Genomic DNA, 19,094 nt, shown 5'->3' on the forward strand with positions numbered 1-19,094 from the left:
TCTTGCCTTTATTCTTTCGTCTCTGATATTTTCAACAGGAAGTCTTTCGGAAATTCCGGATTGCCTTTCTTCCATTTTATCTGCTGCCATTCACCGGTAGGATGAATCGTTGTCATCTCTTTTCCGTTCTTTAATTGCAATGGAAGTGTGAAACCCGGTATGATATTCGTAAAGCGGAAATGCAGTTCTTTTCCTTTGGTATAATACTCCAGCTGTGGAATCAGGTTGCTGCGCAGATATTGATCAAACAGCGGTTGCAGATCGAGGCCCGATGTTTTAATGATGTATTGCTCAAACTCAGTTTCGGTAACGGTTTTGTGGTAAAATTCTTTGTTCAGCCCACGTAATAACTGACGGAATTTTTCATCATCATTGAGCATTGCACGAATCATGTGCACCACTGCACTGCCTTTGTCGTATTTGTCGCTGCTGCCTTCGTCGTTAACCCCGTAATTTGCAATTACAGGTTGGTCGTTCGTGATATTCCGCCATTCGCCGCGGATGTAATCGAACGCTTTTTCTTTACCCAGCAGACATTCTGCATAAAGCCCTTCGCTATATGTTGTCCAGCCTTCATGAATCCAGTTGTCAGCAATGTCTTTTGCTGTGATGTTATTGCCAAACCATTCGTGTCCGCTTTCATGGATGATGATAAAATCAAAGCTCATTCCAACGCCGGTGTTGCTTCTGTCGCGGCCCATGTAGCCCATTTTGTAGCTATTGCCATAAGCAACCGCACTCTGGTGTTCCATGCCCAGATAGGGAGCTTCTACTAATTTGTAACCATCTTCATAAAAAGGATATGGTCCCATCCAGTATTCAAAGCAGCGCAACATCGGTTTTACTTCCGCAAATTGTTTTCGTGCTTTTGACTCATTGTAACGAAGCGCATAAAAATCGAGATCCAGTTTTCCTTTTTCACCGTTCAGCGTATCACTCCAATGAATGTAGTCACCGATGTAGAAAGTGACGTCGTAAGTATTAATCGGATTTTTGATCAGATAGTCGACGCGATGCATGCCTGCTGTAGTATTCGTAGTTGCCTGCAAACGTCCATTGCTGATGCAGTCCAGTCCCTCCGGCACTTCCAGCGCTACATTCATGCCGTTATCCGGTTCATCACCCTGGTCGTCTTTACATGGCCACCAAACGCTTGCGCCCAGGCCCTGACAGGCAACTGCTATCCAGGGTTTGCCCACGCTGTCTTTGATCCAGATAAAACCGCCGTCCCACGGCGCATGTTCCGCGACTTTCGGTTTGCCGTGATAGACAGCTGTGATTTCTTTTTCTGTTCCCACCGGCAGTTGACTAAACGGATATTTTACCCACCATACATTACCGTCTTTGCTGAAATTAAGTTCCTTTCCATCCATCATAATATGGTCCATAAACATAAGTTCCTGCAAATCGAGCTGTAGGCTGTCATGAGGCTGTGCCGTAATCTTGAAGGTTATTCTGTTGCTTCCGGAAATGCTTTGATTGGCGGTATCGAATTTTACGGAAAGATCGTAATGCTGTACGTCCCACCAATAGCGACCAATGCCGTTGCTGCCGCGAAGGGTGTCCTGATGGTTATAAAAAGCAAAACTGGTATTTGCGGAGAGCAAATACCAGCTAAGTAATATTACAGAGATGAGTTTGTTCATCTGTATTTATTTTTTGAGTTGAAAGGTAAACGACCGCGGCCATTTACACGGCCAGCTATTTAAAGTCTTTTACCTCTACATCAAAGATAAGGACTGAATTGGCAGGAATCAACGGGCTTGGGCTTCTTTCGCCGTAAGCCAATCCTGAAGGGATATACAAAGTACCTTTACCACCTTTTTTCAGCAGTGCAATACCTTCATCCCAGCCTCTGATCACCTGGCCTTGACCGAGTGCAAAAGAGAATGGTTCTACGTGTTTGAATTGCGGATCAACGTTTGAGTCGAATTTAGCGCCGCTCATCGTCATGCCGGTATAGTTTACAGTAACCTGCTGACCTGGTTTCGGATTGTCACCGGTACCTGGGTTTGTAATTACATAATAAAGACCGGAAGCAGTTTTTTGTGGTTTCAGGTTATTTTTTGCGAAGTAATCCTGAAGCGCTTTATCATCAGCATTGATCTGTGCTTTTGCGTGTGCTTCTGCCTCTGCTTTCTGCTGTTCTGGTGTTTTTACAGACACAACCTGAATGTCGTATTCAACATGCATGTTTTCGCCTTTCTTCATCCATGGCATAGGCTGGCTGCCCATTTTCAGGAGCGAATCCAGCGGCACGCGGAAAATAGCGCTATCACCTTCAGTCAGCATTACCAGACCGTCAGACAGGTCGCCTTTGAATGCCGGCGCCGGTACCTGGAATGGAACTGGCTGATTGTTGTTCATTTTACGTGAATCAAACAAAATGCTATCACCAATGTGTGTATGGATATGCACTTCCATGAAGTCACCAACTTTTGCCAGTTGTGTGCCCGGAGCGTCTTTTACAATTTTGTATTCCAGTCCGTCTTTAGTTGTTTTAAAGCCGGCAGGAGTTTTGTACGCAGCAGCTGCAGGTACTTTTTTCGGAGCTTCTTTTTTAGCTTGTGCGCCGGCTGGAATAGCCAATGAAAGCAGGGCAGCGGCGGTCAACAATTTCTTTGCCATAGTTATTTTAAAAGGGTATTTAAATACAAACCGGCGGTACAACATTGCTATACTGCCGGTTCTTTTTATTGATACGTTTTGATTGCTGATAATTATTGAACAGCCGGAGGCGCTTGTTGTGCAGCAGCGCTTGCAGGCGGAGCGGCTTTAATATCCAGTATTTCTACATCAAACATCAGGATGCCATTTGCAGGAAGGTTTGGATTTTGGCCGTTGGTACCGTAAGCCAGTGTAGACGGAATATACAGCGTTGCTTTGCTGCCTTTAGGCAACAGGGAAACACCTTCGTCCCAACCTGGAATAACCTGACCCTGACCAACTACGAAAGACAGTGGTTTTACGTGACCGAACTGTGGATCGAGGTTAGAATCAAACGCTTTGCCTTCGAGGCTTTTACCTGTATAGTTTACAGTTACTTCCTGACCTGGTTTTGGAGGAGCACCTGCACCTTGTTTAGTGACTACGAAATACAGACCAGAAGCTGTTTTTTCTGGTTTGATGTTGTTTTTAGCGAAGAAATCCTGAAGGATTTTATCGTCAACACCTTTTTGTTCTGCAGCTTTAGTTTGTTGTTCAGCCTGTGCCTCTTTTTGTGATTTTACACCAACGAGCACCACATCATACTCAACAAATTTCTTGTCTTTCATGAAAGGCAGGATCTGAGCGCCTGTTTTCTTGATAGAATCAAGTGAAACGTGGAATACCGCGCTATCACCTACAGTCATCATCATTACGCCTTCTGGCATGTCACCTTTAAATGAGCTTTGCATCAGCGGGAAAGAAACCGGCTGGTTATTGTTCATTTTGTAAGTGCTGAACAGTTCGCTGTCGCCAACTTTTGTGATGATGTGCAACTCTACGATATCACCGAGAGCAGGTTTTTTATCGCCGGGAACATCTTTTACGATTCTATATTCCAGACCGTTTGGTGTTTTTTTGAAACCGTCTTTAGGTCCACAAGAAGCAAGTCCAAAAATTGTAGCGCCTAACAAGGCAAACGGAACGATACGCTTGATCATGTTTATTTATTATCTGTTGTTCTTTTCTAGGTTTTTAATTATCGGGGGTGAATATCGGACAAAATTTCCTTAAATTTTGCAATAGTGTCAGAAAAAGTTGTTGTGGAGCGCCCACCAGACGCATTAAAATGTCCACCACCGGAGAAATGCTCACGGGCAAATTTGTTTACGTCGAAGTCCCCTTTGCTTCGGAATGAGAGTTTTACCTCGTCGTTCCGTTCTGTGATCAGTGTGGCAAATTTGATGCCGGCAATGCTGAGCGGGTAGTTAACGAGTCCTTCCGTATCACCGGTACTCAGCTGAAAAAGCTGTAGGTCCTTGCGTGAAATTGTTACCAGTCCGGTATTCCATTTTGGGAAAATTTCCATGCGTTCGATCAGCATGTAACCTACAAAACGCATTCGGTTTACTGACCAGGAATCGTAAACTTCCTCATGTATCTTGCTGTGCTCCAGTCCGCGACGCTTCAGGTCTGCAATCATTTCATGCACACTAGCCGTTGTCACCGGAAAACGGAAAGAGCCGGTATCGGTCATTACACCAGTATAAAGGCAAGCTGCTGTGTTCAGATCTATAAAGGAATTACCGTTGTGGAGGTTGATGAAATCATAAACCATTTCGCAGGTGCTGCTTTTCTCCGGAATGCTCATGCCATAGTCCCATACTGGCTTGGGAAACATGTGGTGATCAATCAGCACTTTTGGCTGCGTCGCTTCGGTCAGAAACGGTTCCATCAGTTTCACCCGGTTGAAATCGTTGAAGTCGAGGCAGAAAATAATATCAGACGCCTTCAGTGCTTCTTGAGATTTTTTAGTTTCTGCTTCATAATTATATACTGCTTCAATACCCGGCATCCACATCAGGAAATCCGGTACCTCACTTGGTGAAACCGGTGTGACCTCATGGCCGCGCAAAGTCAGGTAATGATATAGCCCGAGCATACTGCCAATCGCATCGCCGTCCGGCTTATGATGCGTGGTAATAAAAATCTTCTTCGGAGACTGTAATAATGGAAAAACGTCCTGGATCTGTTTCATCGAACCGCAAAAATAATGTGGGAATACGAAAAAATGTGTCAAATGTGGTGAATGTGGAAAATGTGGTTTGTGCACTCGTATAATCATAGATTAATTGCCGGCAGACACATTCACCATATTCGTCACATTTTACCACGTTAATACAATACCCCGTTCAGAATCATTTTATGTACCGGATTGTTTCCGAAATCATAAGGAATATATGCCAGTGAATTCATCTTCTTCGTGAGGATAAGATTTGCTTTCTTGCCGACAGCGATGGTTCCGAGCTCGTTTTGTAATTCCATAGCTGCTGCGCCGTTGAGCGTTACCGCATGAACTGCTTCTTCCGGCGTCATTTTTAATTGGGTACAAGCCATCGTGAGCAATAATGGTACATTTCCCGAAGGGCAGGTCCCCGGATTGTAGTCCGTAGCCAGACAAACCGGCAAACCGGCATCAATGATTTTACGGGCAGGCTGGTATTGAATACCGAGGAAAAATGCAGCACCCGGCAGCAGGGTAGGAATCGTATTGCTGTTGCGCAGACATTCTATTTCCGCTTCGCCCACACATTCCAGGTGATCTACGCTTACCGCATTATGTTTTACGCCAACCTGAACACCACCGCTATAATGCAATTGATTTGCGTGGATTTTAGGTTTCAGGCCATGTTTCCATCCAGCTTCCAGCAAGCGGTCAGTATCTGCAACGCTAAAAAATCCTTCTTCGCAAAACGCATCCATATAATCCGCCAGCCCTTCACCGGCCACGCGTGGCAGCATTTCTTCAATGATTAATTTTATATATGCTTCGTGGTCGTTTTTATATTCGAGCGGGTAGGCGTGTGCCGCCAGAAAGGAAGCTTTTACCGGAACGGGTGCATTTTCCTTCAGTTTGCGGATTACACGCAGCATCTTTAGTTCTGATTCTGTCGTCAGGCCATAACCACTCTTAATTTCAATAGCGCCGGTACCTTGAGCCATCACTTCGAGCAGTCGTTCGTATGCCGAATCATATAATGCTTCTTCGCTGGTTTCGTTCAGACGGCGGGCCGAATTGAGGATACCACCGCCTTTACGTGCGATTTCTTCATAGCTCATGCCTTTGATACGGTATTCAAATTCTTGCTCGCGGGGCGCAGCAAATACCAGATGTGTGTGTGAATCGCACCAGGCAGGCAATACCAGACGGCCGCAGGCATCGATCGTTTCGTCAGCATGCATTTCCGGCATGGAGGCCATGTCTCCAAAACTATGAATGAGTCCGTTTTCAATCAGCAGCCAGGCGTTGTGGAGTTTTGGCATTTCCGCCATTTCCGCGCCTGCTACGCGCGTCCGGCGGTGAACTGTTTCGGTTTGGTAAAGCTCGTGTATATGTGTAAGGAGTAAGCGCATCGTTGTAAGTTTCAGCCCGCTAAGATAAACAATCAACCCCAACCCTGAAGGAGCGTCTTGGTGGGTGTGACGACGGTGATTGATAAACTTTGTCAAACGTCAGATATGAAACGTCAATGATGTAATTAAATGTCGTATTAATGGCAGTAGATATCGCTCGTATTTTTATTTCATTTTGGCAGCACTCGTGTTTGTCACCCTGACGCAAGGAAGGGTCCCGCGTAGTGTGTGCCTGTATTGTTGCGGGATCCCTCTTTCATCGGGATGACAGTGGAATTATACACTCGTGTTTGTCACCCTGACGCAAGGAAGGGGCCCGCGAAATGTGTGCCTATATTGTTGCGAGATCCCTCTTTCATCGGGATGACAGTGGAATTATATACTCGCGTTTGTCACCCTGACGAAGGAAGGGTCCCGCGAAATGTGTGCCTATATTGTTGCGGGATCCCTCTTTCATCGGGATGACAGTGGAATTATATACTCGTGTTTGTCACCCTGACGAAGGAAGGGTCCCGCGAAATGTGTGCCTATATTGTTGCGGGATCCGTCTTTCATCGGGATGACAGTGGAATTATATACTCGTGTTTGTCACCCTGACGCAAGGAAGGGTCCCGCGTAGTGTGTGCCTATATTGTTGCGGGATCCCTCTTTCATCGGGATGACAGTGGAATTATATACTCGTGTTTGTCACCCTGACGCAAGGAAGGGTCCCGCGAAATGTGTGCCTATATTGTTGCGGGATCCGTCTTTCATCGGGATGACAGTGGAATTATACACTCGTGTTTGTCACCCTGACGCAAGGAAGGGTCCCGCGAAATGTGTGCCTATATTGTTGCGGGATCCCTCTTTCATCGGGATGACAGTGGAATTATACACTCGTGTTTGTCACCCTGACGAAGGAAGGGGCCCGCGTAGTGTGTGCCTGTTTTATTACGGGATTCCTCGTCGCCTCGGGGTGACAACCGCGAGGTGTGTTGTTTCTCAGGAGTGGCGTTCGAAGGATTGTGCCAAACGTCTTCAAAACGAAAATTGATGCTAAAAGCATGGAACTCGATGTCCGGAACATTGACGCCGACTCTAAAAGCATCGACGTTGATGTTAACAGCATGAACGTTGAAGCTCGGAGCATCGACGCTGATGTTCCGGACACCGATGTTGATACTAAAAGCATCGACATCGATGTTCTGAGTGTGGACATTGATGCTCGGAGCATGGAAATTGACTCTTTTAGTATCGACGTTGACTCTAAAAGAGTCAATTTGACAGATTGTACAACACCCTCAAATGTTGATTGCCGAATCGTCGAATTGCCGGATTATCGAATTAACCTAAATTTGCGGATGCGTTTTTTGAAGAAGCTGCTGAAGCTGATTGGTTATGTGCTGGCGGCCTTTTTGTTATTGATAATTGTTTTCTGTATATATGTCTGGAAAGTCTCTGATATAAAGCCACCGGTGGTGGAAAACACATCAGCCACCAAACTTTCGAGAACGCATGTGGAAGGTTCACTTTATACAATAGGTGATAACTGGATCCGCAAAAACAAATACGGGCTCTACGAAATGTACGTCTCCGGTGCACCTTTTGAATTGGGCGTAAAAAACGGAAAGTTGTCGCAGGAGCTGATCATGTCTCAGGAAGAAGCGTTTACGCACGAGATCAAACGCATGGTCCCGTCTTCTGGTTACCTTAAATTTTTAAAATACATGGTGGGCTTCGTGAATCGCGGATTGCCTGATCATGTTAATGAGGAATACAAAGATGAAATCTACGGGGAATCATTTTCCGCAGCAGATTCCTTTAGCTGGATTGGTACGAATTATGCCCGTTTGCTGAATTATCATGCGGCGCATGATGTGGGTCACGCTTTGCAGAATATGATGCTTGTTGGCTGTACTTCGTTTGGCGCCTGGGATGCAAAAACGGCGAATGGCGCAATGCTGCTTGGTCGCAATTTTGATTTTTGGGTGGGCGATGATTTTGCCGTCAATAAAATGGTAGCTTTCTACAAACCCGAAAAAGGGTATCGCTTTGCATTCGTTACCTGGGGCGGTTTTACGGGTGTGGTATCAGGTATGAACGAAAAAGGGTTGACGGTAACCATCAATGCTGCTAAATCTGCCATTCCTACAAATGCGGCAACGCCTGTGTCATTGGTAGCCCGTGAAATTTTACAATACGCATCGAATGCTGATGAAGCGGTAAAAATTGCCCATCAGCGGAAGATGTTTGTTTCTGAAAGTTTTTTGATTGGCAGCGCTCAGGATCACAAAGCAATTGTCATCGAAAAGACGCCAGATACATTAGCCGTTTATGATCCGAAACAAGATCATATTCTGTGTACGAACCATTATCAGAGTGATCTTTTCGCGAATGAAAAACGCAATCTGGAACAGAAAGAAAAAAGCGCTTCTGTATACCGTTATCAACGCCTCGGTGAATTGATGCAGCAAAATTATCCGCTTACACCGGAAAAAATGGCGATTATTCTTCGTGACCGGAAAGGTTTGCACGGCGCTAACATCGGCGAGGGCAATGAAAAAGCCGTTAATCAGCTCATAGCACATCACTCCGTTATTTTTCAACCCGATAGTCTGCGCATGTGGGTGAGTACACAACCATGGCAGCTTGGGGAATATGTCTGTTATGATCTCCGGAAGATATTTGCGCTGCACGGATTACAACACGATGCAGAGATTGCGGATGAATCGCAGAATATCGCACCAGATCCCTATTTGCAGACGGATACTTTTAAACAGTTCCTGACTTTCCGTGCCAATAAAATGGCTTTGCTCCAGAAGCGTGCAGTTGATACAGCTGCGACAATACAGAATAATCCTTTATTCTACGATGCTTATCGCATTGCAGGTGACTATTGCCGGGAACGGAAATGGTTTGCCGCTGCGATACAATATTATAATGGTGCATTGCAACATGAGATTGCAACGATCAATGAACGGGAAGCTATCCAACACAAAATCGCGGACTGTCAAAAGAAATTGCAACACTAAGCGCCCGTTAAAAACTATCTTGTGTCCGTTTTTCAAATCATGCCGAATAACAGCCCAGCATACGAATCCTTGTTTCAGCAACATAATGCCTGTGTTTTAATCCCGACTTATAATAATGCGGGAACATTGGCTGATGTACTGCGCAGCGTACTGGAATATACGACAGCTGTGATGGTGGTGAATGACGGCTCTACCGATAATACGGCTGAAATTTTGAAAGATTTCCCGCAAATTCATGTTGTACAATATGCCGTGAATAAAGGCAAAGGTTTTGCTTTACGTACCGGCATTAAAGAAGCTGCGGCACTTGGTTATGATTTTGCTGTAGTGATGGATAGCGACGGGCAGCATTACGCCAAAGATCTGCCTGCATTTCTGGAAAAATTAGATGAGGTGCCTGGTGCATTTATCGTTGGCGCACGTAATCTTAATCAGGAAAACGTACCGCAGAAAAGCAGTTTTGGCAATAAGTTTTCGAATTTCTGGTATTGGATAGAGACAGGAATTAAATTGCCCGATACGCAGTCTGGCTATCGTTTGTATCCGGTCAAAAAGCTGGCGGAGAAAAAATACTTCACCCGCAAATATGAATTTGAAATTGAGGTAATGGTGCGTGCAGCCTGGAGTGGCATTCCTGTAATTGCGATGCCTGTGTCGGTTTACTATCCGCCGGCCGATGAACGGGTGTCTCATTTTCGCCCGTTTAAAGATTTTACCCGCATCAGTATCCTCAATACGTTTTTAGTGCTGATTGCATTTTTATACATTAAGCCGCGCGATTTTATCCGGTTGCTTTTTAATAAAGAAGGCTGGCGGAAAATTTTCAAAGCTATTTTTATTCACCCCGAAGAAAGCAACACGCGGAAAGCGGCCTCGGTCGGGTTTGGTGTGTTTATGGGCATTGTACCGGTCTGGGGTTTTCAGCTGGCGATTGGCATTCCGTTATCTATTCTTTTCCGACTGAATAAAGCACTTTTTCTGCTCGCTGCCAACATAAGTATTTTTCCAATTACTACTTTCTGGTTTATGGCCAGCATTGTTACGGGTAACTGGCTGCTCGGCAATGAAGGACTAATTCTCAGCTGGCGCGATCTTTCACTTGCCCGTGTAAAACAGGAAGGATTGGCTTTTTTCCTCGGTGGCAGTGTGTTGGCGATTACGCTTGGCATCGTTTCGTTTCTCCTCACCTATGTGGTGCTAACGGTTTTTAGAAAGTCGAAAATCAAAAGTCAGAAAGCTGAAGTAGAAGCTTTACGCGAAAAGCTCAAAGTATAAAGCAAAAGGCGAATACAGGAAGCCAATCAGGTGTCTCCGAGTAGCGATTTCGTTAGTTTTTCCCACTCCTTAAGTGCCGCCTGCAGATTGAGTCTTGTCAGATGTGCAGGATAGTCATCCACGGCAATTTCGATATCTGAAATAATTGTACTGAATTTTAGCTTGGTTAGATTCCAGGCATTGCGCAAGGTTTGTAAAGCATCCTGGAGTTGCTGTATTGATTGAAGCTGGTTTTCGAACAGATTTTGAATGGTGTCGGTGGTAAAATCGCGGTTTGCAGTCCAGGTTTGCAGATTTTCCCTGATGTTATTCGCATACTGTTCGATGAGCTGTAATAAGTCAGTGATTGTTTTTTGATGCATGCCTGTTTGCACCAGCGTATCATAAAGCGTATCACTGATGGCGTAATGTTGTGCTTCAGTAGCTTTTTGATCAGGCTGCAGGTTGATGGCGATGACGATATGGCGAAGATTATCGGCCGTTAATTGAAATTGTTCAAAAAAGTCAGCAACTGATTGCGGGATTTCCTTCAATATTTTCGGACAGATCACGTCATTCCATTGTTGTGTCTGGCATTTGGTTTTCAGGAGATGCTCATCCGCGGGGTACAAATACATGGGTTCCTCGTACATTGCTTCGAATATCAGTGCCGCATCCCCTGTGACGCTGGCCGCTGCTGAGAACACGCACTGCAAATGTTCGGCGGTGATCTCATTGTTTTGTATGTCGTTTGTTGTGGGCATAACATCTTTCATAGTGATAGTAGAAGGTCAATAGTATCTTGCCATCAAACCTAATATCCAGCGGTGCGAAAAAAACAGGTGTATTTACCTGTTTTGAATGGCACGTATTTTTTGCACATTTTTCGCAACGAAAAATGATAAATTAGAGTCATGGAAATTGAAGTGATTAAGGGTGATATAACGGAAATACAGGTGGATGCCATTGTCAATGCAGCGAATACTTCATTACTCGGCGGTGGCGGGGTAGATGGTGCGATTCACAGAAAGGGCGGACCTTCCATTCTGGAGGCCTGTTATGCAATCCGGAATAAACAGGGAGGCTGTGACGTAGGGGAGGCTGTAATCACTACGGCGGGCAAATTGCCGGCTAAATATGTGATTCATACTGTCGGGCCGGTTTGGAATCATGGCAACAACGATGAGGATTTGTTGCTGGAAAGTTGCTACAAGCAGTCGTTGGCACTGGCGGTAGCGAATGGCGTTAAAACAATTGCGTTTCCGAATATCAGTACGGGTATTTATCGTTATCCAAAAGATAAAGCAGCAGTGGTGGCTGTCAGTACGGTGCAGGCATTTTCTGAAAAAGAAAAACTTGACCGCGTAATCTTCGTTTGTTTTGACGATGAAAATTATGCGTTATACAATAGGTTGCTTACGCCGGAAGGGTGATTGGTCAATGGTGAAACTGAAACGTGAAACGTCAGATGTCAATTGCCTGCGTCAGACTGCTTGAGTTTGTTTTAACGAACTAAGCGTTCCGTATTTTTGACGTTTGACCTTTCACGTTTCACCCCCTCATCACTCACTGACTTTATTGATTTGTCAGAATCTTCCAGTAAAACGACGGCCGTCTTAATTGTTCGCGCAAATCCATATCGGTAAACATGCCACTCAATGTGGTGCGCAATGCCGGACTTTTATGTGCTTTGTTTACCACAAAATTAAAGATCCATGGATTGCGGCACAATTGTCGCAAGGTCGTGCTGATCTTGATTTCACTATTCAGTCGACGGTACAATACATCTTCATAGGTTTCCTGGAAAAATGATCGATTATATTGCTGCGCCTGCAATGATTGTTCAATACTTTTTGCCGCAAGCATTCCGCTGTATAATGCGTTGCCGATTCCTTCTCCGGAAAACGGATCAATCAGGTTTGCGGCATCGCCGATCAGTAAAAAATGATCACCACAGATTGGTGTTCTTTCTCCAGCCATTGGTAATCCCCAGCCTTGAATTTTGTCAGAGAGCGTAGCGTTTTTAAAACGGTGTGCAATTGCGGGATTATTTTCAATAGCGCGTGTCATCGCTTGCCGCAGATTAATTTTTTTCTTTCGTATTATTTCAGAAGGCATGCCGATGCCCACATTCGCCCGTCCGTTCGGTAGTGGGAAAATCCAGAAATAGCCTGGCAATACTTCTTTCAGGAAGTGAAGTTCTACGAAATTGCCATCGGTAAAGCCGGTAACACCATCATAATAAGCACGCAGTCCTACCGAGTTTGTTTTCAGATTTTCGGCAGGAGCAAAATGTTTTTTTACCACACTTTTGTCGCCGTCAGCGCCCACAATGATTTTTGCTTTCAGCGTGTACTCATTTTCACCGGAGGTAAAATCGACAGTGACACCTTCCGATTCGCGTATGATTTTTTTTATGGAGACGTTTTGAAAAATAGTTGCCTGCGGAGTCTGCATTTTTTTAAACATAAAATGGTCAAAATGCAGTCTTGCCGAAGTAAAACCAGGGGCAAGGTCATCTGGTTGCCAGTTCATCTTAAGCGGTATGTCGAGTGCTTTGCCGTTGGGAGCTATAAATTTGATTCCGAAGGAAGGAACTTGCCGCGCGCTGTCTTGCAGTAATTCTTGTAGCCAGTCTGGATTTGCGGTTCTTAAAACATATGCCGTTTTGCCGCTGCATCCATCGCCGCATACTTTATCGCGGGGAAATGTCTCTTTTTCGAGAACTATGTGCGGGATGCCCGCCTTTGATAAGAATATAGAACAGCCGGCACCCGACGGTCCTGCGCCGATTATGACTACGGGAGTTTGCAGTAGTAGTTTCATGATAGCTACAAATTACGCTCTGGCGGCGGTATTTGGCTAATGTTGAAAAAATAAGCTGGCGCGGTTTTTATGAATTGCTGATGTCTGATTTGATATCTGGCGCGAGAGTTAGCGTAGCGCTCTCGTGTTTGCATACATGGACAGTCTCCGACTGTCGTCAAAAACTTCTCTATGAAGTCACAACAATCGGCACAGTTTTTGCGATTTGACGATTATGTCATCAAGATATAAAGTTTCTGAAAACGACGTTCCTCATTTTATCACAACAACTGTTATTCATTGGATAGACGCCTTAAGTCGTCCGTTGTATAAGGATATTATTCTGGACAGTCTTAGCTTTTGCCAACAGAAAAAAGGGCTGCAATTGCATGCCTGGGTAATTATGAACAATCATGTTCATCTCATAATTAGTGCCCGTGAAGGCTCGCAGATAGCAGACATTGTGAGGGATTTTAAGAAATTTACCAGCCGTAAGCTTATTGATGCGATTTTAAACAACGCACAGGAAAGCCGGCGTAATTGGATGATGCGTATGTTTCGCTCGGCAGGTACATCAAATAGCAGCAATGAACAGTTTCAATTCTGGGAACAGAATTTTCATCCGATAGAACTTGATACCGAAGAAAAGTTTCGTCAACGGATGAATTATTTACATGAAAACCCTGTAAAGGCCGGATTTGTTTGGGAGGCGCAGCAGTATAAATACAGCAGCGCAACTGACTACTATGAGAGAAGACCCGGATTATTGCCATTAATTATGATCGAGTAAATGACGACAGTCGGAGACTGTCGATGTGCTCAGACACGAGAGCGCTACGCTAACTCTCGCGCCAGAGTTATTGGTTTTTCTCCAGAAACGCTCTGCGATAACTGAAAATAAGAATGCCGGAAAAGAAGATGCACAGTATTCCGAATGGAATCAGTATCGTTCCGTCGAAATGATCTTTGCCATATGTTGCTCCGAGAATATTCAGGAACACAATAATGGAAACGAATAGAAAAACTACTCCGGCAATCAGGTTAGCGAGCCTGTGCTTGAAATATAATTGCGCGGCAAAAAATGCTGTAAAAACAATAGAATAAAGTGTTGGTTGCTCATAGACCCAGATAAGCCCTGTGAGCAAAAAGAAAATATAGGCGGCTAAAACCAGCCAGCCATAAGGTTTACCGTATTGAGTCAAAAAAGCATTAATAAAATTCATGTGCGCAATATTTATGTATCTGCGTGCGTAAAATAGCCACCAATTAATATGCCCGACATAATCATAATCAGAAGCATTTCTACTTTTGGTGAAACAACAGCAACGCTTTCCAGCAGATTTTTTGTGTTGTCATTAAAAAAAGCCATTCCGGCGTAAATCAATCCGACAACGCCAATGATTGCGTTGGGCTGCTTGTTCCGGAAATAAACCTGTAAAAGAAATATGGCTAAAACAACTGCAGGTACGACTGGAAAATGTGCATCCTCTTCATAACGTACCACCATATTTGCGATCAACAGCAGCAAAAAAAATAAATTGGCCACCAGCATCACAATGCCATATTTTTTACCGTAAGTTTCCTGATAGGCACGGACAGGCTTCATGATCAGGCAGTTTTTTTAGCAAGCCATGCTTCGAGGCGTTGCTTCTCGTTTGAAGAAATGACCGTTTGTATTTTCCATTCATTCTGCTTGTCTAGTTTCAAGATATAATGGTCGTCGCAATTGTACAATGGCTGATTGGCTGTATTGTAATACTGCCAGTTGATTTTCACTTTTGCAATACGCGGACTCAATTGCTTTTTACTCCATATCTCCGGACGTGCGTGCATAATGCCGTGTTGTTTATAAAAACCTACTCCCTGATTAAACAATCCTTCGAGTACACTTGCTTCATTAAATACCGTGGTGCTGTCGTCAGACATCATTACTGCGGGCAGCGTAAAATGCTGGGCCATCAGTTTGGTATCGAAAGTTTCCAATGCGCGGGTGTATGATTCAAAGAAAAGGCTAATACGATCCATTGCGTTTATAATTCCTGACATAGTGCTTGCAGATTCAGACCGCGCGAAAGTAAGCATTATACGTGATTTCCAGTTTATTTTGAACGTTGAATTTACCTTTGCAATTCAGCAACTTCACAACTTTATAAACATGCGTTTTTGCAAAAAGCAACAAAAACAAAACATAAACGCTAAAAACGATTATTTTTGACCTCAAATTTCCAGCATTTGAAGACCCTGCTTGATCATAATCAGCTTAATATAACGCTGCAGCGGTTAGCTCATCAATTGGTTGAGAACCATCTTGATTTTCATGATACAGTCATCATCGGATTGCAGCCAAGAGGAATCTGGTTGTCTAACCGTATTGCGAAAATTCTGAAGGATATCACCGGTGGTAAAACGATCGACTACGGAAAGCTCGATATTACTTTTTACCGTGATGATGTACACCAGGCAGCTAATCTGCAAGTGCCTTCGCAAACTGATATTCCATTCAGCATAGAAAATCGCTCCGTGATTCTCGTAGACGATGTACTGCATACAGGCCGTACCATTCGGGCTGCAATGGACGCACTGCTTGATTTCGGACGTCCGAAGCAAGTAGAATTGCTTGTGCTTATCGATCGTCATTATAGTCGCGAATTACCTATTCAGCCAGATTATATTGGTCAGTCGGTAGATACGATTATCACACAGAAAGTAAAGGTTTTCTGGCAGGAGAAAGATGAAAAGGATGAAGTGGTGCTGTTGGACTAGTGAATGGTGAGTGGTCAATGGTGAATTTGTAGTGAAATGTCAAACGTCAAAACGCGTAGAGACATTGCAGACAACAGCGGTAACTCGCGCAGGAAGTGCTCGTCCTTTGGAGGAGCTAGAGGAGGCTAAATCAAAAAAATAAAATATTCAATACAATTATGTCGCTTTCGGTAAAACATCTGCTTGGTATTAAAGAGCTCAACACACAGGATATAGAAACTATATTCCGTACTGCGGATAATTTCAAGCAAGTATTACAACGCCCGATAAAAAAGGTGCCGACCTTACGCGATACTACCATTGCTAATATATTCTTCGAAAACTCTACCCGTACCCGTATTTCATTTGAGCTGGCGGAAAAACGCCTGAGTGCCGACACGATCAATTTCTCCGCGTCTGGTTCTTCGGTTTCTAAAGGTGAAACGCTCATTGATACGGTAAACAATATCCTGGCAATGAAAGTGGATATGGTGGTTATGCGTCACTCGGCAAGCGGGGCGCCGTGGTTTCTCGCCAATCATATAGATGCCAGTATCATCAATGCAGGCGATGGTATTAATGAACACCCGACACAGGCACTGCTCGATGCATTCTCTATCCGTGAGCGTTTGGGCGAGGTAAAAGGTAAACGTGTGGCAATTCTCGGAGATATCATGCATTCGCGTGTGGCATTAAGCAATATCTACTGTTTGCAAAAACTTGGCGCTGAAGTTGTGGTTTCCGGTCCGCCAACGTTGATTCCGAAACACATTCAGGATCTGGGTGTGAAAGTAGAATACAATCTAAAAAAAGCATTGGAATGGTGTGATGTGGCAAACGTATTGCGCATTCAGCTGGAACGTCAGCACAAGCCATTGTTTAGTACACTGCGTGAATATGCTTTGTATTACGGTGTTAATAAAAGTATGCTCGATAGCATCGAAAGAGATATAGTGATTATGCACCCTGGTCCGATCAATCGCGGTGTGGAACTAAATTCCGATGTAGCGGACAGCAAACAATCCATCATCCTCGATCAGGTGGAAAATGGTGTGGCGATTCGCATGGCAGTGATTTACTTGCTGAGTGGAAAGCCAGAACTGGAAGCAATCTAACTGAATGGTTGCGGTTGGTAAAAGATATTTAGGAACAGCCTGGTCTGTTCCTTTTTTATAAAATCAAGGTCAGCTGTCAAGTATCCATTATATTTGCAGGAAGGAAATGGTGTCTTCCTAACTGAACCGCTTGAGAAAGCTGATGGCGCCTACAACATAAATGAACAGGTTACGAACGTGACTCTTAATTGTATTGTAGGTTTATGAGCAAATTCAAAACAAATTTTGAACAGTTTTCCATTGCGTCCTATCTTTTAAAATGGACCTTATACATTCTCCCGCTGGCATTTGCGGTCGGTTCATTAGTCGCTTTCTTTTTATGGAGTTTAGATAAGCTGATCCAACTGCGGTTTGCGCATTCCTGGCTATTGTTTCTGCTACCAGTGGCGGGTTTAATTATTTATTTATTGTATAAATATCTTGGTAAAAACGCAGATAGAGGCAACAATCTCATTATCGATGAAATTCATGAGCCCGGCGGTGGTGTACCGATACGCATGACGCCATTGGTGTTACTTACGACATTAATGACACATCTTTTCGGTGGCTCTGCTGGTCGCGAAGGAACGGCTGTACAGATGGGCGGAAGCATGGCTGCGTTTTGGGGCAAGCGACTTAATCTCTCTGCTGCAGATATGCGCATTTTGCTGATGGCAGGTGTGGCAGCGGGTTTTGGAGCTGTGTTTGGCACGCCGGTTACCGGTGCGGTGTTTGCTTTGGAAGTTCTCGCATTGGGTCGTATACGCCACGATGCTTTGCTGCCTTGTCTTATGGCAAGTGTGTTGGCGGATATTACTTGCGCGTCCTGCGGGATTCATCACACAAAATATCACATCGATTTTGTTTCGCAGGCAGGAGGATTTTCCATTTTACACACTGATCTCGTTTTGCTTTCGAAAGTGATTTTGTCTGGTGTGGCTTTTGGTTTGGTCGGTTATCTCTTCGCTAATCTTTCGCATGCGATCAAAAATTACAGTAATCAATTCATCAAACAAGAATGGTTGATTCCGGTAATCGGTGGTGCTATCATTATTGCGCTAACTTTTTTATTAGGAACGGAAGATTATTTAAGTCTTGGTGTGGCGGGTAAAAATCCGGATTCGGTAACGATTGTCTCTTGCTTTAGTGCAGGTGGCGCAACTTATTTTAGTTGGTGGTGGAAGTTATTGTTTACCGCAATCACGCTGGGTACCGGTTTTAAAGGTGGTGAAGTAACGCCGTTGTTTTTTATCGGTGCAGCCTTGGGTAATACTATTGCAGTATTGATGGACGTGCCCATTGATCTGTTGGCCGGACTAGGTTTTATCGCCGTGTTCGCTGGAGCTACCAATACGCCAATCGCGTGTACGATCATGGGCGTGGAATTATTCGGCGCGAACAATTTACTGTATTACGCCGTTGCTTGTTTTACGGCTTATTATTTCAGTGGCCATTCCGGAATATATACTTCGCAGAAAATAGCGGTTTCGAAGATTGATGCATTGAGCGCAGACCGAGGAAAAACACTTTCGCAGATTCGTGCAGCGAGAAAAAGGAAATGACTGGATCGCTGATGTCTGATTTGCTCAGTTTGATGAATGAGGAAATTTTTCTCGCAACGCTCGCTAAGGCACTAAGCTCATGTTGGAATTTTTTCCTCGAATTATAAAATTGCGGAGCTGTGCAACCAGAATGTCACATCGACGATAGGAGATGCCTCGCGTAATTTTGAGTCTAGGAAACTGCGGCCTGGAGACAGCTTTCCACCCAAACGAGGTCGGAGACTTCGCTTGACTATGGCTTTTTGCGTCCTTTGCATCTTATGCGTCTTTGCGGGAAATATATTCACGACACAAGTTTGTGTCATTGTGAGCGCCGCGAGAAAATTCACTACTTCTTAACCTGAGAGGAAGAGAAAGTAGACTGTTTTCTCTCGCGGCGTTCGCGGAAGCACAACGCTTATAGTTTTTGACCTTATTTAAATAAAAATGTCACATCACATCGATGAAAGTGATGCGTCACGTTATTCGGGTCACGTGTTTCCTTGAGATCCCTCCTTTGTTGGGATGATCGTGGAATTATATAAATGATACCTGCTTTGTGACGTTGTGAGCGCCGCGAGAAAATT

At 44.4% G+C, this 19,094-nt stretch carries 17 protein-coding genes and 1 riboswitch; of the genes, 7 read left to right on the forward strand and 10 right to left on the reverse strand.

The window, feature by feature from the left end; genetic code table 11:
* Nucleotides 1-8 precede the first annotated feature (8 nt).
* From DN068_RS17215 to hutI, 5 genes are all read right to left on the reverse strand, one after another.
* Complete coding sequence (locus tag DN068_RS17215) at nt 9-1,646, reverse strand: M1 family metallopeptidase (RefSeq protein ID WP_111000174.1); 1,638 nt, start codon at nt 1,644-1,646, stop codon at nt 9-11.
* Between the two features lie 55 nt (nt 1,647-1,701).
* A complete protein-coding gene (locus DN068_RS17220) occupies nt 1,702-2,628 on the reverse strand; it encodes an FKBP-type peptidyl-prolyl cis-trans isomerase (RefSeq protein WP_165836435.1) in 927 nt (308 codons plus the stop codon).
* Between the two features lie 92 nt (nt 2,629-2,720).
* Nucleotides 2,721-3,647, reverse strand: coding sequence for an FKBP-type peptidyl-prolyl cis-trans isomerase (locus DN068_RS17225; protein WP_111000176.1), 927 nt, complete (start codon nt 3,645-3,647; stop codon nt 2,721-2,723).
* A gap of 38 nt (nt 3,648-3,685) precedes the next feature.
* Complete coding sequence (locus DN068_RS17230) at nt 3,686-4,684, reverse strand: DHH family phosphoesterase (RefSeq protein ID WP_111000177.1); 999 nt, start codon at nt 4,682-4,684, stop codon at nt 3,686-3,688.
* 137 nt (nt 4,685-4,821) lie between these two features.
* On the reverse strand, nt 4,822-6,060 hold the full coding sequence (gene hutI, locus DN068_RS17235) for an imidazolonepropionase (protein WP_111000178.1): 1,239 nt from the start codon (nt 6,058-6,060) through the stop codon (nt 4,822-4,824).
* A gap of 1,340 nt (nt 6,061-7,400) precedes the next feature.
* On the opposite strand from hutI, the gene DN068_RS17240 reads away from it, so the two are divergent.
* Nucleotides 7,401-9,071, forward strand: coding sequence for a C45 family autoproteolytic acyltransferase/hydolase (locus DN068_RS17240; RefSeq protein WP_111000293.1), 1,671 nt, complete (start codon nt 7,401-7,403; stop codon nt 9,069-9,071).
* Between the two features lie 39 nt (nt 9,072-9,110).
* Nucleotides 9,111-10,346 (forward strand): DUF2062 domain-containing protein, encoded by a 1,236-nt coding sequence (locus tag DN068_RS17245; protein WP_111000179.1) that lies wholly within the window; start codon nt 9,111-9,113, stop codon nt 10,344-10,346.
* A gap of 26 nt (nt 10,347-10,372) precedes the next feature.
* On the opposite strand, the gene DN068_RS17250 is transcribed toward DN068_RS17245, so the two are convergent.
* On the reverse strand, nt 10,373-11,089 hold the full coding sequence (locus tag DN068_RS17250) for a hypothetical protein (RefSeq protein ID WP_123985392.1): 717 nt from the start codon (nt 11,087-11,089) through the stop codon (nt 10,373-10,375).
* Between the two features lie 150 nt (nt 11,090-11,239).
* Between DN068_RS17250 and DN068_RS17255 the strand changes: the two genes are divergently transcribed.
* Nucleotides 11,240-11,758: an O-acetyl-ADP-ribose deacetylase gene (locus tag DN068_RS17255; protein WP_111000181.1), complete on the forward strand. Its 519-nt coding sequence runs from the start codon at nt 11,240-11,242 to the stop codon at nt 11,756-11,758.
* A gap of 142 nt (nt 11,759-11,900) precedes the next feature.
* Here DN068_RS17255 and DN068_RS17260 read toward each other — a convergent pair whose 3' ends face one another.
* A complete protein-coding gene (locus tag DN068_RS17260; RefSeq protein ID WP_111000182.1) occupies nt 11,901-13,151 on the reverse strand; it encodes an NAD(P)/FAD-dependent oxidoreductase in 1,251 nt (416 codons plus the stop codon).
* 214 nt (nt 13,152-13,365) lie between these two features.
* Between DN068_RS17260 and DN068_RS17265 the strand changes: the two genes are divergently transcribed.
* Nucleotides 13,366-13,920, forward strand: coding sequence for an REP-associated tyrosine transposase (locus tag DN068_RS17265; protein ID WP_111000183.1), 555 nt, complete (start codon nt 13,366-13,368; stop codon nt 13,918-13,920).
* Nucleotides 13,921-13,987: 67 nt separating this feature from the next.
* Here DN068_RS17265 and DN068_RS17270 read toward each other — a convergent pair whose 3' ends face one another.
* The 3 genes from DN068_RS17270 to DN068_RS17280 are packed head-to-tail and all read right to left on the reverse strand — an operon-like array spanning nt 13,988 to nt 15,176.
* Nucleotides 13,988-14,353 carry a hypothetical protein gene (locus DN068_RS17270; protein ID WP_111000184.1) on the reverse strand — a complete coding sequence of 122 codons (366 nt, stop codon included), beginning with the start codon at nt 14,351-14,353 and terminating at the stop codon, nt 13,988-13,990.
* An 11-nt stretch (nt 14,354-14,364) separates the two neighbouring features.
* Nucleotides 14,365-14,736: a hypothetical protein gene (locus DN068_RS17275; RefSeq protein ID WP_111000185.1), complete on the reverse strand. Its 372-nt coding sequence runs from the start codon at nt 14,734-14,736 to the stop codon at nt 14,365-14,367.
* Between the two features lie 2 nt (nt 14,737-14,738).
* Nucleotides 14,739-15,176, reverse strand: a complete 438-nt coding sequence (locus DN068_RS17280) for a hypothetical protein (protein WP_111000186.1) — start codon at nt 15,174-15,176, stop codon at nt 14,739-14,741.
* A 186-nt stretch (nt 15,177-15,362) separates the two neighbouring features.
* Here DN068_RS17280 and pyrR point away from each other — a divergent pair, with 186 nt between their 5' ends.
* From pyrR to DN068_RS17295, 3 genes are all read left to right on the forward strand, one after another.
* The gene (gene pyrR / locus DN068_RS17285; RefSeq protein WP_111000187.1) at nt 15,363-15,893 is read left to right on the forward strand and encodes a bifunctional pyr operon transcriptional regulator/uracil phosphoribosyltransferase PyrR; all 531 of its coding nucleotides are present in this window, start codon (nt 15,363-15,365) and stop codon (nt 15,891-15,893) included.
* Nucleotides 15,894-16,051: 158 nt separating this feature from the next.
* Nucleotides 16,052-16,987: an aspartate carbamoyltransferase catalytic subunit gene (locus DN068_RS17290; protein WP_207799002.1), complete on the forward strand. Its 936-nt coding sequence runs from the start codon at nt 16,052-16,054 to the stop codon at nt 16,985-16,987.
* A gap of 93 nt (nt 16,988-17,080) precedes the next feature.
* A riboswitch (Fluoride riboswitch) is annotated at nt 17,081-17,146 on the forward strand.
* A gap of 44 nt (nt 17,147-17,190) precedes the next feature.
* Nucleotides 17,191-18,528, forward strand: a complete 1,338-nt coding sequence (locus tag DN068_RS17295; protein ID WP_111000189.1) for a voltage-gated chloride channel family protein — start codon at nt 17,191-17,193, stop codon at nt 18,526-18,528.
* Nucleotides 18,529-19,094 lie beyond the last annotated feature (566 nt).

Origin of the sequence: Taibaiella soli (assembly GCF_003236175.1) — a bacterium.
GTDB lineage: Bacteria > Bacteroidota > Bacteroidia > Chitinophagales > Chitinophagaceae > QKTW01.

Excerpts from the sequence above, each read along its gene's own strand:
- DN068_RS17215 (WP_111000174.1), bottom strand. The coding sequence starts at position 1,646 with ATGAACAAACTCATCTCTGTAATATTACTTAGCTGGTATTTGCTCTCC.
- DN068_RS17220 (WP_165836435.1), bottom strand. The coding sequence starts at position 2,628 with ATGGCAAAGAAATTGTTGACCGCCGCTGCCCTGCTTTCATTGGCTATT.
- DN068_RS17225 (WP_111000176.1), bottom strand. The coding sequence starts at position 3,647 with ATGATCAAGCGTATCGTTCCGTTTGCCTTGTTAGGCGCTACAATTTTT.
- DN068_RS17230 (WP_111000177.1), bottom strand. The coding sequence starts at position 4,684 with ATGAAACAGATCCAGGACGTTTTTCCATTATTACAGTCTCCGAAGAAG.
- hutI (WP_111000178.1), bottom strand. The coding sequence starts at position 6,060 with ATGCGCTTACTCCTTACACATATACACGAGCTTTACCAAACCGAAACA.
- DN068_RS17240 (WP_111000293.1), top strand. The coding sequence starts at position 7,401 with ATGCGTTTTTTGAAGAAGCTGCTGAAGCTGATTGGTTATGTGCTGGCG.
- DN068_RS17245 (WP_111000179.1), top strand. The coding sequence starts at position 9,111 with ATGCCGAATAACAGCCCAGCATACGAATCCTTGTTTCAGCAACATAAT.
- DN068_RS17250 (WP_123985392.1), bottom strand. The coding sequence starts at position 11,089 with ATGCCCACAACAAACGACATACAAAACAATGAGATCACCGCCGAACAT.
- DN068_RS17255 (WP_111000181.1), top strand. The coding sequence starts at position 11,240 with ATGGAAATTGAAGTGATTAAGGGTGATATAACGGAAATACAGGTGGAT.
- DN068_RS17260 (WP_111000182.1), bottom strand. The coding sequence starts at position 13,151 with ATGAAACTACTACTGCAAACTCCCGTAGTCATAATCGGCGCAGGACCG.
- DN068_RS17265 (WP_111000183.1), top strand. The coding sequence starts at position 13,366 with ATGTCATCAAGATATAAAGTTTCTGAAAACGACGTTCCTCATTTTATC.
- DN068_RS17270 (WP_111000184.1), bottom strand. The coding sequence starts at position 14,353 with ATGAATTTTATTAATGCTTTTTTGACTCAATACGGTAAACCTTATGGC.
- DN068_RS17275 (WP_111000185.1), bottom strand. The coding sequence starts at position 14,736 with ATGAAGCCTGTCCGTGCCTATCAGGAAACTTACGGTAAAAAATATGGC.
- DN068_RS17280 (WP_111000186.1), bottom strand. The coding sequence starts at position 15,176 with ATGTCAGGAATTATAAACGCAATGGATCGTATTAGCCTTTTCTTTGAA.
- DN068_RS17290 (WP_207799002.1), top strand. The coding sequence starts at position 16,052 with ATGTCGCTTTCGGTAAAACATCTGCTTGGTATTAAAGAGCTCAACACA.
- DN068_RS17295 (WP_111000189.1), top strand. The coding sequence starts at position 17,191 with ATGAGCAAATTCAAAACAAATTTTGAACAGTTTTCCATTGCGTCCTAT.